The sequence below is a fragment of the Faecalibaculum rodentium genome, assembly GCF_001564455.1.
Classification (GTDB): Bacteria; Bacillota_I; Bacilli_A; order Erysipelotrichales; family Erysipelotrichaceae; genus Faecalibaculum; species Faecalibaculum rodentium.
Genome location: NZ_CP011391.1, coordinates 2,432,057 through 2,455,072, shown reverse-complemented (window position 1 = coordinate 2,455,072; position 23,016 = coordinate 2,432,057). Strand labels below are relative to the sequence as shown.

Annotated in this window: 23 protein-coding genes and 1 tRNA gene; 21 read left to right on the top strand and 3 right to left on the bottom strand. The window is 53.2% G+C overall.

Annotated features, from left to right (window positions below):
- Positions 1–6: 6 nt before the first annotated feature.
- The 16 genes from aalo17_RS12910 (at position 7) to aalo17_RS12905 (ending at position 15,960) form a co-directional block, all read left to right on the top strand.
- Positions 7–168 (top strand): hypothetical protein, encoded by a 162-nt coding sequence (locus tag aalo17_RS12910; RefSeq protein WP_158507802.1) that lies wholly within the window; start codon positions 7–9, stop codon positions 166–168.
- 732 nt (positions 169–900) lie between these two features.
- Entirely contained in the window at positions 901–1,350 is a 450-nt protein-coding gene (locus aalo17_RS11940) for a PTS sugar transporter subunit IIA (RefSeq protein ID WP_067560290.1), read from the top strand.
- A gap of 41 nt (positions 1,351–1,391) precedes the next feature.
- Positions 1,392–1,706 (top strand): PTS sugar transporter subunit IIB, encoded by a 315-nt coding sequence (locus tag aalo17_RS11935; protein WP_338032538.1) that lies wholly within the window; start codon positions 1,392–1,394, stop codon positions 1,704–1,706.
- 84 nt (positions 1,707–1,790) lie between these two features.
- On the top strand, positions 1,791–3,089 hold the full coding sequence (locus aalo17_RS11930; protein ID WP_067559849.1) for a PTS ascorbate transporter subunit IIC: 1,299 nt from the start codon (positions 1,791–1,793) through the stop codon (positions 3,087–3,089).
- A 99-nt stretch (positions 3,090–3,188) separates the two neighbouring features.
- On the top strand, positions 3,189–3,956 hold the full coding sequence (locus aalo17_RS11925; protein ID WP_067559847.1) for an HpcH/HpaI aldolase family protein: 768 nt from the start codon (positions 3,189–3,191) through the stop codon (positions 3,954–3,956).
- Entirely contained in the window at positions 3,953–4,594 is a 642-nt protein-coding gene (locus tag aalo17_RS11920) for an SIS domain-containing protein (RefSeq protein WP_067560288.1), read from the top strand. The genes aalo17_RS11925 and aalo17_RS11920 overlap by 4 nt, the downstream gene beginning before the upstream one ends.
- On the top strand, positions 4,581–5,510 hold the full coding sequence (locus aalo17_RS11915; RefSeq protein WP_067559845.1) for a dihydrodipicolinate synthase family protein: 930 nt from the start codon (positions 4,581–4,583) through the stop codon (positions 5,508–5,510). The genes aalo17_RS11920 and aalo17_RS11915 overlap by 14 nt, the downstream gene beginning before the upstream one ends.
- Positions 5,507–6,151, top strand: a complete 645-nt coding sequence (locus aalo17_RS11910; RefSeq protein WP_420806563.1) for a beta/alpha barrel domain-containing protein — start codon at positions 5,507–5,509, stop codon at positions 6,149–6,151. The genes aalo17_RS11915 and aalo17_RS11910 overlap by 4 nt, the downstream gene beginning before the upstream one ends.
- 252 nt (positions 6,152–6,403) lie before the next feature.
- Complete coding sequence (locus aalo17_RS11905; protein WP_067559843.1) at positions 6,404–8,449, top strand: BglG family transcription antiterminator; 2,046 nt, start codon at positions 6,404–6,406, stop codon at positions 8,447–8,449.
- Positions 8,450–8,572: 123 nt separating this feature from the next.
- Positions 8,573–8,965 (top strand): hypothetical protein, encoded by a 393-nt coding sequence (locus aalo17_RS11900; RefSeq protein ID WP_067559841.1) that lies wholly within the window; start codon positions 8,573–8,575, stop codon positions 8,963–8,965.
- A 259-nt stretch (positions 8,966–9,224) separates the two neighbouring features.
- Entirely contained in the window at positions 9,225–10,067 is an 843-nt protein-coding gene (locus aalo17_RS11895) for a DUF3737 family protein (RefSeq protein ID WP_067559839.1), read from the top strand.
- Between the two features lie 800 nt (positions 10,068–10,867).
- A complete protein-coding gene (locus tag aalo17_RS11885) occupies positions 10,868–11,536 on the top strand; it encodes a response regulator transcription factor (RefSeq protein ID WP_082743417.1) in 669 nt (222 codons plus the stop codon).
- A 458-nt stretch (positions 11,537–11,994) separates the two neighbouring features.
- The gene (locus aalo17_RS12720; RefSeq protein ID WP_143385507.1) at positions 11,995–12,561 is read left to right on the top strand and encodes a sensor histidine kinase; all 567 of its coding nucleotides are present in this window, start codon (positions 11,995–11,997) and stop codon (positions 12,559–12,561) included.
- A 69-nt stretch (positions 12,562–12,630) separates the two neighbouring features.
- Positions 12,631–13,335, top strand: coding sequence for an ABC transporter ATP-binding protein (locus aalo17_RS11875; RefSeq protein WP_067559831.1), 705 nt, complete (start codon positions 12,631–12,633; stop codon positions 13,333–13,335).
- Between the two features lie 128 nt (positions 13,336–13,463).
- On the top strand, positions 13,464–15,821 hold the full coding sequence (locus tag aalo17_RS11870) for a hypothetical protein (protein ID WP_158507801.1): 2,358 nt from the start codon (positions 13,464–13,466) through the stop codon (positions 15,819–15,821).
- A complete protein-coding gene (locus aalo17_RS12905; RefSeq protein ID WP_158507800.1) occupies positions 15,799–15,960 on the top strand; it encodes a hypothetical protein in 162 nt (53 codons plus the stop codon). The genes aalo17_RS11870 and aalo17_RS12905 overlap by 23 nt, the downstream gene beginning before the upstream one ends.
- Positions 15,961–16,052: 92 nt before the next feature.
- Here the strand turns inward: aalo17_RS12905 and aalo17_RS11865 are convergent.
- Positions 16,053–16,141, bottom strand: a tRNA-Ser gene (locus aalo17_RS11865).
- Positions 16,142–16,221: 80 nt separating this feature from the next.
- Between aalo17_RS11865 and aalo17_RS11860 the strand changes: the two genes are divergently transcribed.
- From aalo17_RS11860 to aalo17_RS11850, 4 genes are all read left to right on the top strand, one after another.
- On the top strand, positions 16,222–17,400 hold the full coding sequence (locus tag aalo17_RS11860; RefSeq protein ID WP_067559827.1) for a cation diffusion facilitator family transporter: 1,179 nt from the start codon (positions 16,222–16,224) through the stop codon (positions 17,398–17,400).
- Between the two features lie 58 nt (positions 17,401–17,458).
- Entirely contained in the window at positions 17,459–17,686 is a 228-nt protein-coding gene (locus aalo17_RS12715) for a hypothetical protein (RefSeq protein WP_145907727.1), read from the top strand.
- Positions 17,683–17,973, top strand: a complete 291-nt coding sequence (locus aalo17_RS11855) for a hypothetical protein (protein WP_067559825.1) — start codon at positions 17,683–17,685, stop codon at positions 17,971–17,973. Before aalo17_RS12715 ends, aalo17_RS11855 begins: the two co-directional genes overlap by 4 nt.
- A gap of 247 nt (positions 17,974–18,220) precedes the next feature.
- Positions 18,221–19,735 (top strand): DUF438 domain-containing protein, encoded by a 1,515-nt coding sequence (locus aalo17_RS11850; RefSeq protein ID WP_203225828.1) that lies wholly within the window; start codon positions 18,221–18,223, stop codon positions 19,733–19,735.
- A gap of 113 nt (positions 19,736–19,848) precedes the next feature.
- Here aalo17_RS11850 and aalo17_RS11845 read toward each other — a convergent pair whose 3' ends face one another.
- Entirely contained in the window at positions 19,849–20,502 is a 654-nt protein-coding gene (locus aalo17_RS11845) for a Crp/Fnr family transcriptional regulator (RefSeq protein WP_067559823.1), read from the bottom strand.
- 181 nt (positions 20,503–20,683) lie between these two features.
- On the opposite strand from aalo17_RS11845, the gene aalo17_RS11840 reads away from it, so the two are divergent.
- On the top strand, positions 20,684–21,349 hold the full coding sequence (locus aalo17_RS11840; protein WP_067559821.1) for a cupin domain-containing protein: 666 nt from the start codon (positions 20,684–20,686) through the stop codon (positions 21,347–21,349).
- Between the two features lie 184 nt (positions 21,350–21,533).
- On the opposite strand, the gene aalo17_RS11835 is transcribed toward aalo17_RS11840, so the two are convergent.
- Entirely contained in the window at positions 21,534–22,724 is a 1,191-nt protein-coding gene (locus aalo17_RS11835) for an ATP-binding protein (RefSeq protein ID WP_236940483.1), read from the bottom strand.
- Positions 22,725–23,016 lie beyond the last annotated feature (292 nt).

Below are 23,016 nucleotides of genomic sequence, written 5' to 3'. Positions count from 1 at the left end.
AATTCAATGGCAGAGAAAGATATCCTGGAACGGCATTTCCTGGAGTTCGCGGATGTGTTGGTGGATGTCCTGAAACTGACAGGCATTCCGCTGCCGGGATTCAGAGCAGAAGATCTGCATCCGCTGCCGGTTCTGGAACTGAATGTCACACTATACTATGGACAGTAGCCGTGGAAGGGTCCGAAAATGCTGCGGGAATTCTATGGAGCGGAAGTCTGCGATCGCTATCCGGGCCTGATTGCGAATGACAGCATACGGATACAGATCTGGAGGTGCTTCGAGGGATGAAAAGGGAGGATCAGACGATGGAAATGGCTCTGGAATATCTGATGCACGACAAACCGAGCAGATGTGGAAAGCCGGCCTGCAAAAGGGCGAGAGCATCGGCTTCAGGAAAGGCGAGAACAGTGGAGTTAAAAAGGTATCGACAACAGCCGTAAGCTTATGACTATCTGGAACGCCATGGTCGGCTATCCGAGTACAGGCAGAGGCTGGATCCAGACACTGAACGGAGTGAAAAAGCCGAAGATGGAAGAGAGCATCCACTTCCCACTGTCTACGGCTTATTCTAATAATCTGGAACTGGAGAGCACAGAAATAAAGACAAAGACCTGCAGAAAATATACTGCCCGTCCCTCTCCCACAGAGGCATGTCTGTATCTTCATAGCCCGTCAGAAACACATGATTGCCTCGTTTCTGACGGGCTTTATATTGCAAAAGCAACATACTATCACACAGTTTCTCGATAAACGTTTATAATGCATGGCCTTCTGTTCTGGATTTCAATACAAATTTTGTCAGAAACTCCGACAAAGGTTGGACTTTTTTGGTACTGTAAGCGCTTTTATGATGGAGACGTAAAGAACGACATGGCCATGTCAGACAAAGGAGGTGAATACATGCTGCGTGAACTGACCGACACCAAATTGATGAAACTGGGCATTCGGGCCATAGACTGGCAGGATGCCATCCGTCAGGCGGCTCAGCCCCTTGTGGACCAGTCCAGAATTCGGGAAAGCTACGTAGAGGACATCATTCAAGGTGTCCGGGACTACGGTCCATACATTGTGCTGACGAAAAACGTTGCACTCCCCCACGCCCGACCTGAGGCCGGTGCGCTGCAGGATGCCATTGGCATTGCAACTCTGGAGACACCGGTGAACTTTGGAAACCGGGACAACGATCCGGTGAAATACCTGTTCTGTCTCTCCGCCACTGATGACGAAAAACATCTGGCGGGACTTGCCCAACTCGCTGAGCTTCTTGAAGACCGGAATTTCCTGAACATCCTCGACCATGCCAGGACCCCGGATGAAATTATCGCCTACCTCGACAAGCTGGACTGCTGACGTCTGTTCCAAAACAGGGATAGAGAGCTTTTTCCAGCAATATGTACAAACCAAATACAACAAAGGAGAAAGAAATGTATAAAGCACTCGTATGCTGCCGTGCAGGCATGGGATCTTCAATGCTTCTGAAAATAAAAGCCGATCAGGTCATCCGTGAAAATGGCTTCCCCATCCAGACAGAACATGGAAACCTCGATTCTCTTATTGGATTCAATGGCGATCTGGTCATCACCATGGATGACCTGAGCAGTGAACTTGCCGGAAAGGTACCATATGCACTGGGCATCAGGAACATTGTTGACAAAGAAGAAATGAGACAGAAAATGGAAGCCTATCTGGCATCCATGAATCAGTAGCACCTGGTAAAGGGTTCAGTACGGCGAAAGCCGCCAGCCCTGTTCTAACAGCCATCAACACACAACAATACAAGGAGAGAGAATATGTCAGTAATGGACGCAATCATGGCACAATGCCGGAATACTGCACTCATCATGGGCGTAATCGCCCTGATTGGACTGCTGCTGCAGAAAAAGAATGCCACGGAAGTCGTATCAGGAACATTGAAAACTGTCATCGGCTTTATGGTCTTCACTATTGGATCCAACGCCATGTCGGCAGTGGTCAACAATTTCTCAACCATTTTCAACCTCGCTTTCGGCATTGAAGGCGTAACCACTCAGGTGGAAGTTGCCACTGCCCTGGCCCTGGACACCTACGGTACAGAAGTGGCTATGGTGTTTGTCCTCGGATTCATTTTCAACCTCATCGTCGCAAAATTCACCCGATTCAAGGCGATCTTCCTCACGGGCCAGCACTTCCTGTACTTCGCCTGTGTCCTGGCTCTGGTATTCATCGCTCATGACTGTCCATTCTGGGTGACCACCATTGGTGGTGGCCTCATGCTCGGGTTCTTCGGTGCAGCCATGCCGACACTCTGTCAGTCCTACATGAACAAAATCGTCGGGGCTGACAACCTGGCCATCGGTCACTTCAACACCATCGGCTACTGGTTCTCTGGCTGGATCGGCAAAATGATCTCCCGCGTTTCCCCTCAGAAACAGAAAGACTCCAGCGAAATGAAGATGCCCGCCTTCTTCCAGCTGTTTCGGGATTTCGTGTTCTCCGTGGCTCTGTTCATGATCGTGCTCTTCTACGTGGCGGTGATTGCTGCAGCCTGCAATGGTCATCTGCCGGAGGTCAGGGAAATGGCTGGTGCAGATATCTGGTTTATTTACCCCTTCCTCCAGGGTCTGCAGTTTGCAGCCGGTATGTCTGTCCTGATCTACGGCGTCCGTCAGTTCATTGCTGAAATCACCGCCGCCTTCGTGGGCATTTCCGAAAAATATATCCCTGATGCCAAACCAGCCGTGGACTGCCCTGCAATTTTCCCCTTTGCTCCCACTGCCGTCCTGGTCGGATTCGTAGGCTCTCTTCTGGGCGGACTCTTCGCCATGCTGCTCATGGTTGTCTTCAAGTCTCCCACCATCATGATCCCGGCTGCCGGCATCTGCTTCTTCTCCGGTGGCACCTGCGGAGTCTTCGGCAACGCCTATGGCGGCTGGAAAGGCGCGTTCGTTGGATCGTTTATTGTGGGTATCGCCCTGTGCGCCCTGCCACTGATTCTGTACCCGGCATTCTCGGCTCTGGGTATTGCCGGTGCCTCGTTCCCGAATGTGGATTACAACATCATCGGTGCAATTCTGGACGGCATTCTCGGTCTGTTTACCTTTGGCGGCTGACGTCTGTGAACAGCGGATGGAAACAGTGGGTGCTCCCCGACACGATCGGGGGCATCGCCTGGGTTCTGTCCTGTTCCGAAAAATACAAGGAGGATATGCATGAAACAGGATCCTGCAGTTGGGCTGCTGGTAAAAGTATGCGACTCTCCGGCAATGGTCCACATTGCCCGGCAGTGCGGCATGGACTTTCTCTTCTATGATCTGGAACACGGCATGATTTCAGATCAGCGACTGCTGGACCTGATTCTGCTGGGGAACGCCATTGGCATTTCCTCGCTGGTCAGGGTCCCGCAGCTTGCGCGCAAGGATATATCGCGCACCCTGGATGAAGGAGCAGCCGGAATCATGGTGCCCATGATCGAAAACCCGGAACAGGCCCGGCAGCTCGCAGACTGGGCGCTGTATCCGCCGCTGGGACACCGCAGTTATTCGGGCGGCGCCAATACCGGCTATGGTCCGGGTGGAAATCACCGCATAAATATGGACAAAGCCAATGACTCTGTTCTGGTGCTCGCTCAGATCGAGACGCTGGAAGGTGTGAGAAACTGTGAAGCGATCCTGGACGTCCCAGGAATCACCGGAGCTGTGATCGGCCCCTGTGATCTGTCCATTTCCAGAAATGATCCAGACGATATGTTCGCAGAAGAAGAAGTGGAGATGATCGCCCGGGTGCAGAAGGCCTGCCATGACCGGGGAAAAAAGTTCGGTCTCATTGGTCCTTACCGTCTCATGGCTATGCTTCCTGAAGCAACGCATCTTGCGGTGGCCGCGTTTGATACCACGCTGCTGCGCACGGGATGTCTGGAGGCCGTGAAGGAATTTGAGGCCATGAACCGGACTGAGAAGAAAGGAGATGCATGGACATGACAGACAGGCGGACAGTATTCACCCCAGATGCGGATCAGATCCGCCGGTTTCTGGATACAGAGATGCTGCAGCTGGCTTCTTCCATTGACAAGATGGATGAAACGACTCTGGCTGCAGCCCGGGATATGATTCTTCACGCGGAAGCCGATGGCGGCCGGGTACATGTGACGGGCATCGGGAAACCCGGTCATCTGGCGGGATACATTGCTTCGCTGCTTTCTTCCACCGGAACACCTGCGTATGTGCTGGACGGGACGGAAGCCGTGCACGGCAGTTCGGGTCAGGTCAAACCAGGGGATGTGGTGATTGCCATTTCCAACTCCGGGGAAACAGAGGAACTGAAACGCACGGTCAAAGCTCTGCAAAACAATGAGGCAAAGCTCATCGGCCTGTCCAGAACCCTGGACTCCTGGCTGGCAAGACACAGCGATCTTGCACTTGCTGCCGGGGTGCAGGAAGAAGGAGACACACTGAACAAACCGCCCCGGGCATCGATTCTGGCAGAAATGGTGGCGTTGCAGACCCTGTCTGTGCTGTTGCAGAATGCCAAGGGACTCACGGTGGAGCAATACGGCAGATGGCATCCGGGCGGCAGCCTGGGAAAAGCCTGCCAGGAGGAAACCAATGGAACTGTTTGAAGGAATCATCACCCCGGTGATCACACCCTTTCGCCGGGATGCCCAGCAGAGTGTGAATGAGCAGGCCCTGACGGCGCAGATCAACTGGCTGATCGATCACGGGGTGAAGGGAATCTTCGTTCTGGGATCCAATGGCGAATTTCATGTTCTGGATCATGACGAGAAAGTCGCTGTGACTCGCTGTGCAGTCAAGGCCGCTGCCGGCAGGGTGCCGGTATACGCAGGGGCAGGTGCCTGTTCGACGAAGGAAGCCATACAGCTGGCCCGGGACATGGAAGCTGCGGGCGCAGATGCCCTGTCAGTAATCAATCCATGGTTTCTGCAGCCTTCGCGGGAGGATTTGTATGAGCACTTTAAGGCGGTTTCGGAAAGCACCAGTCTGCCGGTGATCCTGTACAACATCCCAAAGGCAACCGGTGGCACTCTATCCCCGGATCTGGTGGATCGTCTGGCAGATCTGCCGGGGATCGCTGCCATCAAGGACAGCTCCGGCGATCCGGCGCTTCTGGAAGCCTATGCCGACATTGCCCGGCGCAAGGACTTCAGGCTGCTGGTGGGAAGCGACTCGAAGATCTCCCTGGCGTATGGTCTTGGTGCCTCCGGGGCTGTGGCCGGAACTTCCAATCTCATTCCAGATATCCTCACAGGACTGGACAGGGCATTGCGTGCCGGCGACCAGGATGAGGCAGAAAGGCTCCAGGCCGCCATTGAACCACTTCGGGCGGTCCTGCCATTGGGCACAGTGCCTTCGGTACTCAAGAAAGCCGTGGAACTCAACGGTTCCTGCGAAGCCGGTCCTGCACGGAAACCTGTGAGAGAACTACGGCCGGAGGACATCCGGCGCGTGGAAACCATGGTGAATGGTTATCGACAGCGGGCAGCGCGGGCCAGCGGGGAGTCAAAGACAGCAGCATGAGGCCGTTTCTGAAAAAAGCCGACATCACATGTCGGATCGCAGACTGCGGTGCCATGGCCATTGTGCGTACCACTTCCTGCCGACGGGCGGAAGAAATCGCCAGGGGTTGTCTGGCCGGCGGCATCTATGTCATGGAGATTTCCTGCACGAACAACAACGCCCCCGAACTCATTGCCCATCTCAGAAAGAAGTTTCCCGGGGAACTGCTGGTGGGAGCCGGAACTGTGCTGGATGGCGAAACCGCCCGGGAGGTGATCCTGCATGATGCCCAGTTCGTCATTGCCCCAAACCTCTCCAAATCCTGTGCCCGAGTCTGCAGCCGGTACCAGGTCCCGTACATGCCCGGGTGCACTTCGGTTACGGAAGCCGTGAAAGCCCTGGAACTGGGAGCGGCGTTTATCAAGGCATTTCCAATCTCGGATTTTTACGGCCCGAAACTGGTGAGTGTCTTCAAGACCCCGATTCCTGACCTGCCAGTCCTTGCGAGCGGCGGCATCACACTGGACAATCTGGCGGACTATATCCGGCGCGACTGCGATGTGTGCGGATTTGGCGGCCTGCTCACCAAAGGCACCGAGGAGGAAATCGCCCGGAATGCCCGCAACATCCGGCGAATCATTGATCAGTCACGCACATTGTGATCACGGCTCTGCCCCACGGCAGTCTGAATAGTCATATTATTCGAACATTAACCGGGGTACAATCATAATACAGATGTAACGAAAACGGTTCAGATTCTGCCTCTGAACCGCTTTTGCGACTCTGTGCATGACCTGGACCAGCCTGCGGTGACAGGTGTAATGGAGCGAGCGGAGAACACGAGGAGACAGAGAGCCAGGCCTCCTGCAGGCAGAGGAGAAAATACAGAAGAAAGAGAACAGGAAAGGAAAGCCATGGAAACGGAACTGAAAACCATGAGCCGGCTAGTGGCGTCTAAAAAGCGGATGACTGTGGACGAAATTTCACAGGCACTAGGGCTCACGCGCCGCCAAGTATTTTACCGACTGGAGAAAATCAACCAGGTCCTTCGACCATACAAAGTGCCGCCTATCATTCCCGGGAGTGTACTGGATGTCGCTCCCCTGACCCGCAAGGCGCTGCTGACAGCGGTGGGAGGTGGAGCACGGCTGCATGAATACGAATTCACGCCCGCTCAGCGCCAGCTGGTTCTGTATCTCATGCTGTTTGAAGGCCGGGATCATCTGATCCTGTCGGATTTCATGGAAGCTCTGGATGTATCCAGAAACACCGTTCTGGGAGATCTTCGGCAGCTGCGGCAATCACTGGAAACCAACGGCATACAGCTGTTTTCCGACCGCCGGAAGGGATATGTCCTGCAGGGAAAGGAAACGGATCTTCGCCGGTATCTGGTACTGGAGGTCATGAAGGAAATTGCCGCCATTGCGGATGTGCAGCTTTTCGATTTGTTTCTAGAAAATACACAGGCGGATACGTTTCAGGAAACCGAGGCTATTTGTCTGGAACTTGCCACTAAATACGGTATCCAGTTTGCGGCTGACCGCATGACGGAATTTATCTACATCTACCTGTTTTTGAAAATGAGGATCTGTAACACAGGAATCCACGGGGATGTTCATAAGGAAATGGCGGATTGTCCTGAAAAACAGTTCGTGCAGTCTCTGCTGAAGGCCACTGGCAGTGCAGCTTTCATGGAGACAGAAGAAGTGAGCTGGCTCACATCCTGGATCCTGGGAATTTCCTTCGGGAGTGTTTATGAGGACACCGAAGACTGCCTGCTGATTGCAGACATCACCGGACGGATCATGAGCCGGTTCGAACAGCTTACGGGGATTCGGGCCCCCCGACCCGAGGATATGTTTGTCAAACTCTACTCTCATATACGACCTGCATATTACCGTCTCCTCTATGGGATTCCCATACTCAATCCCCTGACAGAAAAAGTGAAACAGGAGTACAAAGACCTGTATCAAATCGTCGCCCGGGCTGTGAATCCTGCCAGTCGGCTGGCACAGAAAAAATTTCCGGAGGACGAGATCGCCTATTTGACCATGCATTTTGCCGCGTTGTATGAAGGAATGCATCCTTCTGTCCAGGATACCCGACAACAGGCCCTTATCCTTTGCCGAAACGGCATAGGGTCCTCCGCCATTCTGCACTCAGTACTCACGGAGCTGTTCCCGGAACTGGAGTTCGAAACCGCCGATTCTCTGGAGCACTGGAGCGGGCACAAGCAGCCGGATATCATTTTTGCAGCCCGCAGCCTGACAAGAATCCCTGAAACCGGGATTCCAGTGGTCACGGTGAGTCCGGTTATGGATGAACAGGAGAAGCTTCTTGTATTACGTGAGGTCAATTCTTTGCTCGGGCAGGAAGCTGGTATTCCTTCTGTGGATATGATTCTCTCCGTCATCCGGCGCTGTTGCAGGATTCAGAAAGAGGAAGAGCTGCGACATGCTCTTTCTGCACTCTTTGCCCGAAAAGATCCAGTATTTCAGACGAAGGAAGAGGGGCTGCTCAGCATGATGGATCCAGGCCTTATCCGCACACACGTACAGTGTGAAACCCGTCCGGAGGCAGTGCGCATAGCCTATGCCCCACTACAGGAGCGGGGAATGATCACTGAAGAATACATAAGGCGTACCATTGCAGGTATGGATCTGGCGGGTCCCTATGTGGTGATTGCTCCCCATACAGCCCTGCTCCATACGGCGGCAGAGCACGGTGCCCGGCAGCAGGGGCTCTCTCTGACTGTATTCGAAACCCCTGTGGTTTTCGGCAGTCCGGAAAACGATCCTGTCAAATATGCATATGCCCTGAGTGTACCGCAGGGCACCCCATCTCATCTCACTGCCATGGCCGGACTTCTGAAACTCCTGGAGGATCCCGGGTTTGCGGATATCTGCGACACACATGATCCCCGGCGGATCTGGGATTCCATCTGCCTGCACATGATGTGATTACAGGGGGGAGAGGCCTTGTGCCTGCAGCGGCAGACAAACACAGCGTCACATCCCGGGGTATTCCGCAGGCGGCCATCATCGGCAGCCCTTTATAATCAGGGAACAAGGAGGTCATTTCATATGGAAGAAACAGAAAAGACCACAGCCCCGGAAGCTGCCGAAACAACGGAAGCCCCCATGGGAAAACATGCACATCACGGTCACCACGGCCATCCTCATCACATGGGGCACGGCTGTCCCCATGGCCATCACGGCCACAAACCGGGCCACGGCAAATGCAGCCTCAATGAGTTCCCGGCGGATTCTCTCATGGGCCTGATGTACGCCTACGGACACAGGTTCCATCACACAAAGAAACCCGACATGACGGAAGAAAACTTCTTCGGTGCCCTGACACCGGAGGAAAAAACACAGCTCGCCGCCCTGCTGACCAAAGCAAAAGACGGCTGGAAGAAACCGGAGAAACCCGCTGAACCCGAGTCCGGGGATCACGAAGCAGAACCCGCAGAATAACCTGCTCACAAAACCACAGACAGCGAACCCCTCAGAGTCACACTGCCTGTGGCTTTTTCTTTTCCTGCGCCACCCTGCAGCTGACACCGGATCCGGCACTCTGACCATCCCAGTCCCTGGAATCCCTGAATCCATACGCAAAAGTTATGGGACACTATCCAAAACCGGTATTTTTCAATCGCATCCCTCCGTATTATCCTGACAGCAGACCCAATGCCGCTGCATCATCAGCGATATCCAGAAAAGAGGAGGAACCGGAATGGAACTTGTGGAAAACAAAACCTTCGACCAGGAACGCGCGCTCTATGGCACCCGGGATCTGCTGGTCAGACACTGCCAGTTCGACGGACCTGCAGACGGAGAAAGTGCCCTCAAAGAATGCCGGGACATCACCGTCCAGGACTGTTTCTTCAACCTTCGCTATCCCTTCTGGCACGACCACAATCTGACCATCGCCGGCTGTGAACTCACACCGCTCTGCCGCGCCGCCCTGTGGTACACAGAACACGCCGAGATCCGGGATTCGAAGCTCCACGGCATCAAAGCCGTCCGGGAATGCGGTGACATCAAAATCAGCCGATGTGACATTCTGTCCCCGGAATTCGGATGGTCCACACGCGGGATGCAAATGGAGGATACACACGTGGAAAGCGAATATTTCATGATGCGCTCCGATCATGTTTACCTCGACAAAGTGGACTTCAAAGGCAAGTACTCCTTCCAGTACGTCCAGGACATGGTCATCGAACACTGCGTGCTGGACACCAAGGATGCCTTCTGGCATGCACAGAATGTCATCGTCCGCAATTCCGTGGTCAAAGGTGAATACCTTGCCTGGTACAGCGACAATGTGACCTTCGAAAACTGCCTCATCCAGGGAACCCAGCCCCTTTGCTACTGTACGAACCTCAAACTCGTGAACTGCCGCATGGGAGGCTGTGACCTGGCCTTTGAACGCAGCCAGGTGGAAGCCACACTCAGCGAGTCCCCTGCCAGCATCAGGAACCCCCTGTCGGGAACCATTACCATTCCCGCTGAAACAGAAGTCATCCGGGATATCCCTGGGGCCGATGGTGAGATCCGGGTTCAGGCTGCAGAGTGAGTTGTTTCCACCGGGACACGGTGCGGCAACCTGTGCCAGTTCAAGTCCCGGACAGCATCTGCAGCTCTTTTTGAGTGCCGATGAGAGCCGAGGCATGCAGCCACGCAGCCCTGCCGCTGCAGCAGGCTCTCGGCGATTCGATGGCGATGAATATCGAATTCGATGATATGAACGTCGAGGGTGTCGATGAATTTTTGTCGACACCCTCGATGTTTTGCTTGTCGAAATTGCCAAAAACAGGTTTCGAATCGCCCGGAGCCTGTATGCATATACAGCGAATCTGAAGAAGACATAAGACCGGCGCAGATCCAGCTGAGCGCGTTTCTGCATTTTGACTGGCTGTCGATGAATTCGACGCACTGTCGTCGACGTCGGCGATTTCTCCGTCGATACCCTCGACAAAATTTCGTCGATCCCTTCGACGTTCCGGTTTCCGGGGGTGACGAAGTGCCAACCGGAGATTCCGGAAATCGGCGTCACACACATTTTATCGGTTAATATCGATCACGGGTATTGTCGCCAAGTGCAGCAAACGGCAAGCCTTGATGGTTATACAGAGTGGTTTGTCTGGAATAACGGATTCAGTTATCTGTATGTCCGGGCAGTGCAGCTCTGTTATCGTGTACGAAAACGATACACACGGTGCAACGAGAGAGGGGAGGCTGCTGATTCCTCTCTGTTTTTATCAGGTGAGACAGAACGTAAATCAGACAGTCTGGAATTCTGGAATCAGACTGAATTCAGATCCAGTCAGGTCTCTTCTCGTTGAATATATATTCTTTCAAGTATATCGTTAATTCATGAAAATAAAGAATAAGACCTTCAGAATGCCTTCCATTCTGATTGTGGAGGATGACTGGTCGCTAGCCCAGGCCATGAAAGAGTTCCTGTCGGACTACGATGTGCTCTGTGTCCAGACCATGGAGCAGGCTGTTCGGGAATGGAAGCAGGCTGATCTGTTTTTGCTTGATGTACGACTTCCCGACGGAGATGGAATAGAACTGGCTGCGTGGCTGCGGACTGTAACAGGAAAACCGATTCTCATGATTTCCGGCTGTGGCAAGGAATCTGATCAGCTGGATGGATACGAAGCAGGTGCGGATGATTACATCGTAAAACCTGTATCAGGTGCCATCCTGCTGGCCAAAGTACGGGCACTTATAAACCGTACAGGTATACAGAAAAACCTCGTCACCTGGAAACGATGCGTTGCAGACCTCGATACCTGCCAGCTGCGCAATGGACAGAAAGTTGCAGAGTTGTCGCGGTCCGAAACGGAAATTGTCGCTTTGCTGCTGCAGGCACAGGGCAATCCTGTGTCCTCTGCTGTGATCCGTTCCCGTCTTTCCCGTGAACTGACAGAATCTTCTTTGTCATCACGGATCTCCGAGCTCCGGCGCAAATTGAAGGAAACCGGGATACAGGTGGAAGGCAGAGCCAGCCGGGGATACTCTGTCGTGATTTCATGAAGCGCCTGTATATTGGACTCTGGTTCTCGATGCTGCTTTCTGTACTCTGGCTGTATGGTGTCCAGGTGGTGGACCGGATGGGGATACAACTGGACGGTGACATTTCCAATCTGTTTTCAGCTCTTGCTGAAGCCGGGTACGGGCCTGCTTCTTCTGCCCGGCTGCTGCAGGATGCACTCATATACCCGCCCTTCCTCCTGTTTCTTACTGCATGGGGACTGATGGGAGTATGGCCATTCTGGATACAGTCCAGAGATAAAAAAGCCAGTAAGAAGCAGCTGGACAGAATCATGACAGGATCATTCTCTTCAAATCCTTCAGAGCAATATATCTGCAGCCTGCTGGACAGTTACCGGAGAGAGTCAGATGTTCTGAGGAATGACTGTATCAGACAGAAGGAATTTACGGAGAATTTCTGCCATCAGATTCTTTCTTCTGTCAATACAATGAAACTCCGAATGGAACTTCTGGAAACTGATCCGCCTGCCCCAAAGAAAAGAAAACATATAGACGCCATTCTGGGGCAGCTGGAACGATGCGAAACTCTTCTCCGTCTCCTTTTATCCGGAGCTCTTCAATTCGAGTACAGTTCTCTGAACCGGCTGGTGGAGGAAGCCGGTTCACAAATCACTGCTGAAGCCCGAAAACGCCAGATTACGATCCGGATGGATCTGATTCCGGTGAATATGTTTCTGATACCGGTCCAGGTCAGGGAGGCCATGGCCTCCCTTCTGGAAAATGCCTTACGGCATGCGGACAGTCCCTCTGTCCTGTCTGTTTCCATGGACGCAGACAAGCAGCAGGTGGCTGTCATAATCAATCAGACAGGCGGCCAGAATTGTCTCGATGCAGATGCATACCGTCGGTATCGTTCGAAGACGCCGGATCATTATGGCATTGGTCTGGACATGGCAGCTGCAGTGGTCCGGCTTCATGGCGGAAAACTGCAGATAACTGAAACAGATTCCGGTGTCCGGACCACCCTGCAGATTCCCTGCACAAGCCTGGAAACCGCAGAACTGTGAAGATTTTGTAATGGATGTATTACAAAATAACACAAATAGAGAGAGGAGGTGCTGAATGGAGTGGAAACCATGATCAAAGCCTGCGATATAACAAAAAACTATGCCCGTCAGTCGCTGCCTGTACAAGCCGTCAGGCATCTTTCTCTGGAACTGGAAACCGGGAAGCTCACCGCCGTGACAGGTAAAAGCGGATGCGGGAAAACCACGTTGATCAATCTGCTCGGTGGCCTGTGTCCCCCGGATGCAGGGCACATCGAAGTCAATGGGATCCGACTGGATACCCTGAACAGACGACAGCGTGCGGATTTCCGAAAGAAAACCATAGGATTTGTGTTTCAGTCCTACGACCTGCTGCCGCATCTGACAGCAAAGGAAAATATTCTCCTGCCATTTTCTCTGAACAAAGAGACACCGGATCTGGAGTGTTTTTCCCGCCTGGCAGAAGCCCTTGAGCTGACTGACTGTCTGGACGCATGGCCTTCGCAGTTGTCTGGCGGCCAGCAGCAGAGAATCGCCATAGCCCGGGCGCTGATCCGCAAACCGGCCATTGTACTGGCAGACGAGCCGACTGGAAATCTGGACCGGAAAAGCGGGATTCGGGTCATGAAGCTGCTTCGGGAATGCCAGCAGCTTTTCGGACAGACGATTTTACTGGTAACGCATGATCTGGACCTTGCCAGACAGGCAGACAGACTGCTGGTAATGGAAGACGGAGAGATCATTCAGGATATCCGAAAACAAGCTGATGTCTGTGAAGTTTTTGTAAAGGAGTGACTGTAAGGTACAGACAGAACAGAAAGGAGAGGGAACCATGAAATGTATAAAGACCCTCCTGGCAGTTTCAACTGCAGCTGCAGTCCTGCAGCCTGCTTCCATCTCCCGCACCTATAAGATCCTGGTCAATGTCTATCCGGTATAGACACCAGCAGAAAGCCATCCGGGACTGGAGAGAACATCCTGTGCCGTACTGGGGAGCCTCTATGCGCTCCCTTGTTTTGCTGATATCCTTCAGCCTGCTGGCCATGGCTCTGGCGGTGGTCCTTCAATATCGGAATTTTGAAGTTCACCGGGCACATCAAATGTCTGTATATGGTAAATGGACAGCCATTGGATTTGATTTGTCCAGACAGGCCATTGACAGGCTGGACAACCACAGCCTGGTGGAAAAAACCGGATGTGTCAGAATGACAGGAGAAACCATGGGCATGGCGAATGAAGCTTTCTATGACCTGGCTGAATTCTCCGTGACCGGTACACTTCCACAGAAACCAGGAGAAACAGCGGTCCAGCGGGCGTGGCTGGATGAGCACGGGCTTTCGTACCAGTTGGGACAGAACATTACAGTTGGGGATGAGATGTTTGAATTGTGTGGAATCCTGGAAAACTACACAGATGCATGGACCTGTGGCAGTCAGCTTCCGGAGGTTTTAACAGCCTGGGAAGAAGATGTTCCGGGTGAATCAGAAATCCGGATACTGCAGGCAAGAGATAACCGATTCGAGTATCTGGCGGAAGCAGTCGCAGGCACAGCTGCGGTTCTCTATCCCAATACCAGGGTGCAGTTTCATCTGGATCCCCTGTCTGCTGAAAACATCCTTGGTACCCTCACCGTGGCGGTCGTGCTTGTCTGTACGCTGGGCGGGCTGCTTTGGATAGCACGGATAACAATCACAGGAAACCGGGACTCCATCCGCATTCTGAAAGTGTTGGGTATGCGGTCATCTGCCATTACCTGGCAGATGATCCAGCCATTGGTTCAGTGCAGCGTTGTTCCTTCCGGTGTGTTTCTTGGAGCTCTTTGTATTCTGCACATTCCGCTCCGGATCACCATGTCCGTGATGTGTATGTTCTGGTTCACTCTGTCGGTTTTCGCTGCCATAGTGACGGGGACAGTGGCCGGCATTCAGGAGCTGGACCGGCAGCCTCCCTTGCAGCCGCTTCCCAAACGGGCTGTGGGGATCTGTGCAGGTCTCTTTTCCTTTGCGCGGCATTCCATGACAGGCGAATGGAAATCCACACTGCAGCTGACAGCCCTCATATCTGCCCTGGCCGGACTGAGTTTCTATGCTCTGCTCGAAACAGGTGCCAGCCTTGCGTATCAGACGTACGCATCTCAAGCCCCTGACTTCAGGTTTTACAACCCGGATCTGGCCAGTGACAGTGACCTGAGACTGAGTCTGGCCGATCAGGAGAAGCTGCTTAAAGATCCGGCTGTAGAGACAGCGCTCCTGTTTTTTGAGACGAGCGCTGCAATCCCTGCAGCAGCGGATATCGCGCCGGATCCATGGCTGGAAAGCCTGTATCTGCCAGACGGGACACACTATATGGGAAGTATTTTGTGTTTTCCCTATCATACCAGCCAGGCAGTTTTGACAGAATCCCTGGGAACGGAGGCTGCCAGCCGGTTCGAAAAGGGTGAGTCTGTGATTCTGTATACAGGAGATGAAGAAGGAGTCACAGGATCAGGCTATGCTGCAGGAGATCCGGCGGTTTTTTGCTGGCCTGACGGAACACAGACACAGACAGTGATTGAAGCAGTATGCCGCCGTGTCCCTGAAGATGCTGCAGGAACATCTGCCTTTCCGAGAACATATCTGGCGACTCCCTACCTTTTTGCAGCCAGTCCGGCCTTTTTCAAAGAATCCAGTCCGGTGAATGCAGGGGTTATCACTGCAAAAGGTGAAGAAGAAGCATCCGTTCTCCAAACCACCCTGAGTTCCATGCTCACACGCAGCCATCTCAGGCTGAAAAATATGGTTCATGGCAAATACAGGACACTGCGATATTTTCAGCGGGAAACGATGATATCAGTCTGGGTTCTTATGTTGTCTGCCACCATACTGACTATATTTCTCTGGCAGCTTGCTTCCCGAATTACCCGGACAGATGAACAGACAATGCAGCAGCTTGATAAAGCTGGTGTATATGACAGAAGAATACGATCTATTCTGATGCTCCGGAACTGCATGAAGCTGACCATTCAGTTTTGCGGTATTCTGCTGGCTGTAATAACCGCAGCCATCATTTCCTGCACATGGATTTCCGGGCTGGATGAAATTCGCAGACTGCCGGCAGCTCTGTTTGACTACTCCACTGGAGAGCCCACCGGTATCTGGCATCTGTTGAAAAATCTGATGTTGCCATCGGCTCTGGCAGTTGCTCTATATACCGGCTTAATGCTTGCTCTGATGATAAAACTGAACTGGCTGCTGATATGCAGGAAGAAAGGCAGAATGGATGAAAGCTGCTTATGGCGCTGAAATGCCATTTCTCGAATTCAGTACAATCTTCATCGTCGATGTCGATGATTTCTTCGTCGATGCCCTCGACGAAATTCTGTCGACACCTTCGCCGTTCTGGCTGTCGAGGATCTCGAAGAGCCCACCGGGGATTCCATGAAATCAGGGTACACTTCCGGCAGTTCTCAGGGATTTTCTCCCGAATGAAAAACCCCCGGACACATATAGTGTGACCGGGGGTTTGTATTCTCATGGCGCAGACGGTGGGATTCGAACCCACGTGCCCTTTCGGACAACTCGATTTCGAGTCGAGCTCGTTATGACCACTTCGATACGTCTGCAGGCTTTTCTCAGTTTATCAAAAGACGCTTTCTTTTACAATAAGCCGTATAATAGGAAGACAGGAAAACGGGGTGATTCTATGGTTGGATGGCTGATCCGAAAATTTGTGCCTGACTGGCAGAACACAAAGAAAGCCAAAGTCCGCCAGGGTGTGGGAAATGTGTGCGGGATCGTGGGTATCGTCCTGAACCTTTTTCTCTTTGCCGGCAAATACATCGTGGGTCTCATCGTGCAGTCTGTTTCCATCCGGGCAGACGGCCTGAACAACCTGACGGATGCTGCCAGCAACATCGTCTCCATTGTATCCTTCAAACTCGCGGAAAAACCGGCGGACAAGGAACATCCCTATGGACATGAACGAAGCGAATACATTGCCTCACTTTTCGTGGGCCTCGGCGTCGCCTTTCTGGGGTATGAAACCCTGAAGGATTCCATCCTCAAGATCCTTCACCCGACACCCATTGACTTTCAGTGGTACACAGTGGCAGTCCTGGTGCTGTCCATCGTCATCAAACTCGTCATGTTCGTCTACAACCGGCGATATGCCCTGCGCTATGACAGCAGCCTGCTGATGGCAGCCGCCGTGGATTCCCGCTCTGACTGCATCGGCACGACCGCTGTTCTGATCTCCACCTGTCTGTCGCCGCTGATTCACTTCGAACTGGATGGTTATATGGGTGTGATCGTCTCGCTGATCATTTTCTACAGCGCCTACGACCTGCTGAAGTCTGTCATCAACGACCTGATCGGCGAAGCCCCGAATCCCGAGACCGCGCATGAGCTCGAGAACAGAGTGCTGTCGAATGAATACGTCCTGGGTGTCCACGATCTGCGGATCCACCAGTATGGACCGACGGTGAGCTACGCCACGGTGCATGCGGAAGTCAACGGCCATGACGACATTATGCAGGTTCACAACGCCATTGATCAGATTGAACGCCAGGTCCGGGAAGAAATGGGGGTGGATTTGACCATTCACATGGATCCTGTCCTCGTGGATGATCCTCTCACCAGGTCGTATTTGAGTAAATTCGAAAGCGCGACCCGGGTACTCGGACAGGGGCACTGGTCTCTGCATGATTTCCGGATCATTCCGGGTCACGATGAAATCACCGTAGACTTCGATCTTGTGGTGCCCTTTGATGAACATCGCAGTGAGGAACAGATTGAAAAACAGCTCCTGGGCTACGTCCGGACGGGACGGAAACTCAACCTGCAGGTCACGGTGGAACATCCCACGCTGTCGATGCAGCAGTAAGCACACAGATTACGCAAAGTGAAACCGGATATACGACCCGGGCTGTGAAGCCCCGGGCATGGAGCAAGATCCTGTCCGCAAGGCAGAAGAAGAGGAAGCTGCAAAAACCGGAAGTCTGCGGGGATTTCCGGTTTTTATTTTGGAAACAAAAACTGAAAGCAGTGACATTTTTGTTTTCGCAAGATTAGAATTACTTTTATCCGGAAAAGGCGTCAAATCAATCGTAAATTGTCCTGCTCCAGGAGACACTTATGGTGCATCAAGCAAGGAAGGAGACACAAGATGACCATCGTACACCTGGAACCCGAAGAATTCGCAGCCATCGTGACAGGAAGCGGAAAGCCCATTGGCGTGCACTGCATCGTGCTGGACAGCATGATCGGCGCAATGATTTACACCTGCCACCACGGGGAATATCTGTATTATATGGATCGCATCTGTGTTTCCGAGCAGAAAAAAGAAGAGGCGGCAGCCATCAACCCGGAGTGCCTTCACGCAGAGGTCTACCGGAAAATGGCCCTGGACATGGGAGCCGGACGATATGGACTCCGGATGAACAGAGCGTACTGCTGAATGACATGCATACAAAGTCCGGTGGACATGTGTCCTCGTTCACCGCTGACAGCCTGAGGCCGGTTATTGTCGAAACCGGCTTTTGTTTTCCCTGAAACAGGCTGAAAGCAACACCCACCATCGGCAGGGGACAGGAAATCAGCCGAGAGTTTGTTGGAGAAATCATAAAAACGTTGGAAAAACAACATACAAAGGCGCAGAATCCGCCTATCATGGAACCGTACAACAGAGAAAAAGGAGGTTCCTGATGAAAACACTCGATTTGCGTCACTCCGTTCACGATCTTGTGAACCAGTACCCGGACCTGAAGGATATCCTGCATGGGCTGGGGTTCACGGAAATCACCAACCCCATGATGCTCGACTCCGTGGGACGAATCATGACCATTCCCAAAGGAGCCGGACTCAAACAGATAGATATGACAGCGGTGGTCCAGACACTGCAGGACCACGGCTTTGAAGTCACGGGACTCACCCGAGCAGAAACACAGACAGAGCCCGCTGAAGCGGAACACAGGATTCCTGCAGAAAAACAGCCGGCTCAGACAGAGGACCGCATTGCGCTTTTGAAGGACTACCTTGCAAGACTCAAGTCCGGGGAAGACCTGGCACAGGTCCAGGAGGAATTTGTGAAGAATTTCCAGGACGTGGATGCAGCGGAAATCATGCGGGCGGAGCAGGAACTCATGGCCGAAGGCACACCTCTTCAGGAAGTCCAGCGCCTCTGTGATGTCCACTCGGCGCTCTTCCACGGCTTGACCCGGGCGGAAAAAATCGCCAATGCCGAAGCCGCTGTCCGACGGTCCCTCGCTCAAGGTTCCCCCCAGGCAGCGCCTGTGATGTCACGGAAAGAAATGGCCGCCCGGCTTGAGGACATCGAAGGCCATCCCCTGCAGACATTCACCCGCGAAAACCAGGCACTGGATCAGCTCATGGACACATTCAGGGAAACCCGGCGTACATCGGTCCTTTCCGAGATCCGGGACCTGGCTGTGCACTATGCGAAAAAAGGCGACTTGCTGTACCCGCTCCTGAAGGTGAACTACGGCATTTCCGGACCCTCGGACGTGATGTGGACCGTGGATGACGAAATCCGGGATGAACTCGCAAAACTCGACAAGGTCCCGGTCCAGGACCGTGGTACTGACTGGGAAATCCGCGTGGATGCCATTCTCCAGCGGGCAAAGGAAATGATTTACAAGGAACAGAACATCCTGTACCCCATTGCTGCCCAGCACTTCACGGAACAGGACTGGCAGCAGATCTACCAGGACAGCCGCCAGTATCCCGCCATCTTTGGCCTCCCCCGCCTGATGTGGGAAGCCGGCGAAAGCTTCACGAGACCCGATGCCCCGGTCCTCAGCCAGGGCGTCATCCGGATCTCCGGCGGCAGCCTCTCCCTCCCGGAACTGACAGCCATGCTTGACACCATCCCCATGGAACTCACCTTCGTCGACGGACACGACATCAACCGGTATTTCAACGACGGACCCGACATGAAGGCCTTCAAGCGCCCCCTCGCAGCCCTGGGCCGTGAGGTCTACAGCTGCCATCCCCCGAAAATCGAGCCCATGGTCCGACACATCATTCAGGAGTTCAAAAACGGGACCCGGGATGAAGTCGCGGTGTGGGTTGAAAAAGCCGGGCGGCCGATGTACGTCCGCTACATGGCGGTGCGCTCGAAAACCGGTGACTACCTCGGGACACTCGAGGCCGTGCAGGACATGACCTTCGCGAAGGAACACTTCCAGCACGCACAGTAACAACAAAAGAGCTGCCACCGCTGCCGGACACTCCTTCTTCCAGCAGATGCGGACAGCTCTTTTTTCATGCAGACAATGCACACTCATGCCGATGATGGCTGAAAGGGGCCGCTTTAGGGCAGGGTGAACTCGTTTTTCCGGAATGACACCAGACCCTCCTTCTTCATCTTCCCCAGCTCTGCCGACAGTGCACTGCGCTCCACACCCAGGTAATCCGCCAGCTGCTGCCGGTCGAAGGGAATCGTGAAATGCCCCGATCCCTGTGCCCTGGCCTCTGCCGAGAGATAGGACAGCACCCGGTCCCGGATCGTCCGCGGCGATGTATGCAGCATCCGCTCCGACAGCTGGAGGTTCTTCTGCGCCGAAATCAGAAGCATATTCTCGATCAGCCGGTGATGGAAGGGACACCCATGGCGGCACACCGTGTACACTTTCTGCAGATCCAGAAACAGCACCCGTGTGTCTTCCGCCGCCACGACATCCCCCACCAGTTCCTTCCCCGGCACCGCAGCGTAGTTCTCCCCGAAGATCTCCCCCGTCTCCATATGCCCGAAAATCCGGCTCGACCCCCAGTACAGCGGCACCACCATATTCACGCTTCCCGACAGGATCAGTCCGATCCGGCTGATGGACGTCCCGGCATGAAAAATCACGTCACCCTTCGCAAAAGACGCCTCCTGTGCATCCAGGCACTCCAGCAAGTGAGCCGCTTCCTCCTCCCGGATTCCCCGAAACAGCCGTGTTCCGACAAGAAATTTTGTATCCATATGTTCTCCTTTGTTGGAATTCCAACAGACTTGTCCCCTGCATCTTAGTATGATGAATCCGTAAAACACAACAGTCCCGGCCAAATGCCAGGGACCGCCGATGATGATGCCCGCCCCCAGATTCCACCGGATCGTGGCGGCGACCATCCCCGATTGGCAGGACAAAAAGGAGTGAAGAAACATGAACACAAAAGCAGGAGAGCTGTTCTCTCTCACCGATACATACAAACCCGTCCCCGGATGCACGATTTCCGGAGACCTCATTGCCTCGGATGCCGCGACCGCCACGGTATTCTCTCTGGCCGCAGATACAGACATCAGTGCCGAGACCTACAGCCAGCCAAAACTGATCCTGGTCCTTTCCGGAAACCTCACCGTACAGGAACCCCGGCAGAAACAGGAAATTCCCCTGAAATCCGGCGAAGCCCTGATCCTGGAACCCGGCACCCTGGCGGGATTTGCATCCGATGCCGATGTGGTGTATCTCGAGCTCACGCTCCACGCAGGGTCCTTCAATTCCTCGCTGCCCCTGAATGAACCCTTTGTCCTCAAGGACCGTGTGCCGGTTCAGCCCGGGCGCATTGTGAACATGGACCTCACCGCAAACCCCGGACTCAAGTTTGTCCTCATGTCCTTCGATGAAGGCACCGGACTGAGTGAACATGCTGCGCCCGGCGAAGCCCTGCTCTTTGGACTCGACGGCACAGGCGTCATTGGCTACGAAGGCCAGGAACACCTGATGCATGCCGGCGAAAACTTCAAGTTCGCAGCCGGCGGCCGCCACAGAGTCTACGCCGATGGTCCCTTCACCATGGCCCTCCTCATGGAACTCCCGGATCAGGCGTGACAGACCGATCCCGAACCAGACCCCCACGAACCGGTTTGCGGAAAACGCAGACCGTTTTTTCGCATACTCATTCATGCCGATGATGGGGGAAAGGGGCGTAAACCGAAAAAGGAGAACCCCCTGCAACAGGCGCTCTCCTGGATTCTGTCTGGAAATTTGTCCCTCTTATAAAAAATACAACCTGTCAAATCACATCTTCGAGAAGGAAATCCCGAATGTTTTTGTGGATGATTCCGTTTCGGCTGAAGTCAATTTCATCCATGGAGAGAACCAGCTTCGGGTAATTGTCCGGAATGCTCTCCAGAACCGCAAATTCGCGTTCTATGGTTTCCGGCGAAGCAAGAAGATACGCTACCTGTATATACAGTTTTCTCCCGCTGCGCGATGCCGTGAAGTCCACTTCTCTGTCCCCGGCCTTCCCCACATGCACCTCAAACCCCCGTCTCCGAAGCTCCAGGCAGACAATATTTTCCAGTACCTGCCCTATATCCCGCTGATTGGATCCAAAAAGAGCTTCCCGGAACCCGTGGTCTGTCAAATAGTATTTTTCATTCACTGTCAGCAGCTTTTTCCCCACAAGGTCTTCACGGGGGACTTTTTCAATCAGAAATGCCTCTTCACACGCTTTGAGGTATTCCAGTATGGATTCCCGTGATATCTTGCGTCCTTCATTTTTCATGTATTTCGCAATGCTGGCAGCGCTGAATGGCTGGCCGATGTTGGACACAAGATACCGGATAATCCGCTCAACCTGATCTGTATTCCGAAAATTGTGACGCTGGATCACATCCTTCAGCAATATAGAGTTGTAAATATCCTTCAGATATTGCAGGGAAGAATCCGCCTGGCCTGAGAGATTGGTCAGAAAGGGCATTCCGCCAAACACAAGGTAGTTCTGAAATGATTCTGAAAGAGAAAGCCGGGAGTTCTTTTGTTTCTGTGCAGTCATGTACTCACCGAAAGAAAACGGCATCACCCGGATTTCCACATACCGTCCGCCCAGGTATGTGGCCAGTTCTCCTGCCAGCAGTTTTGCGTTTGACCCGGTGATATAGATATCACAGTCACAGTCTACACGCAGAGAATTGATGCACTTTTCCCAGTCTTTGACTTCCTGGATTTCGTCAAAAAAGAAATAGACTCTTTGATCTGTATGAGAAATCCTGTCCATGAGTTCCTCGTAGAGTGATGCGGCAGTTTTGAACTTCTCATTGGAAAAGGATTCAAAATTGAAACGGACAAACTGTGAGGGAGAAACACCTCTGGATTTCAGTTCTTCCTGAATCAGTGAAAGCAGCACAGATTTTCCCGACCGTCGGACACCGGTCAGAACCTTGATGACATCCTGATCGATAAATGGTCGAATCTGCTTCATGTATAGTTCTCTTGGAATCATGTCATCTCTCCTTTCAGTCCGGACACGTCATCAGCACTCTGATTTTATCTATTATAACCGACAAAACTCCCCGGAATCTGATTTTTGTCCAGTATAACCGACAAAATTCCTCGTTTTCATACTTTTGTCGGTTATAACCGACAAATTTCCGGAATCCACCACTTTTGTCGGTTATACACCGCACGAATTCCGCCGGATACAGCCTTCCATCCGCCTATCGGGACCATCCTGCAGCTGATTCATCGTACAGACCCAGCGCAGCCCTCCATCC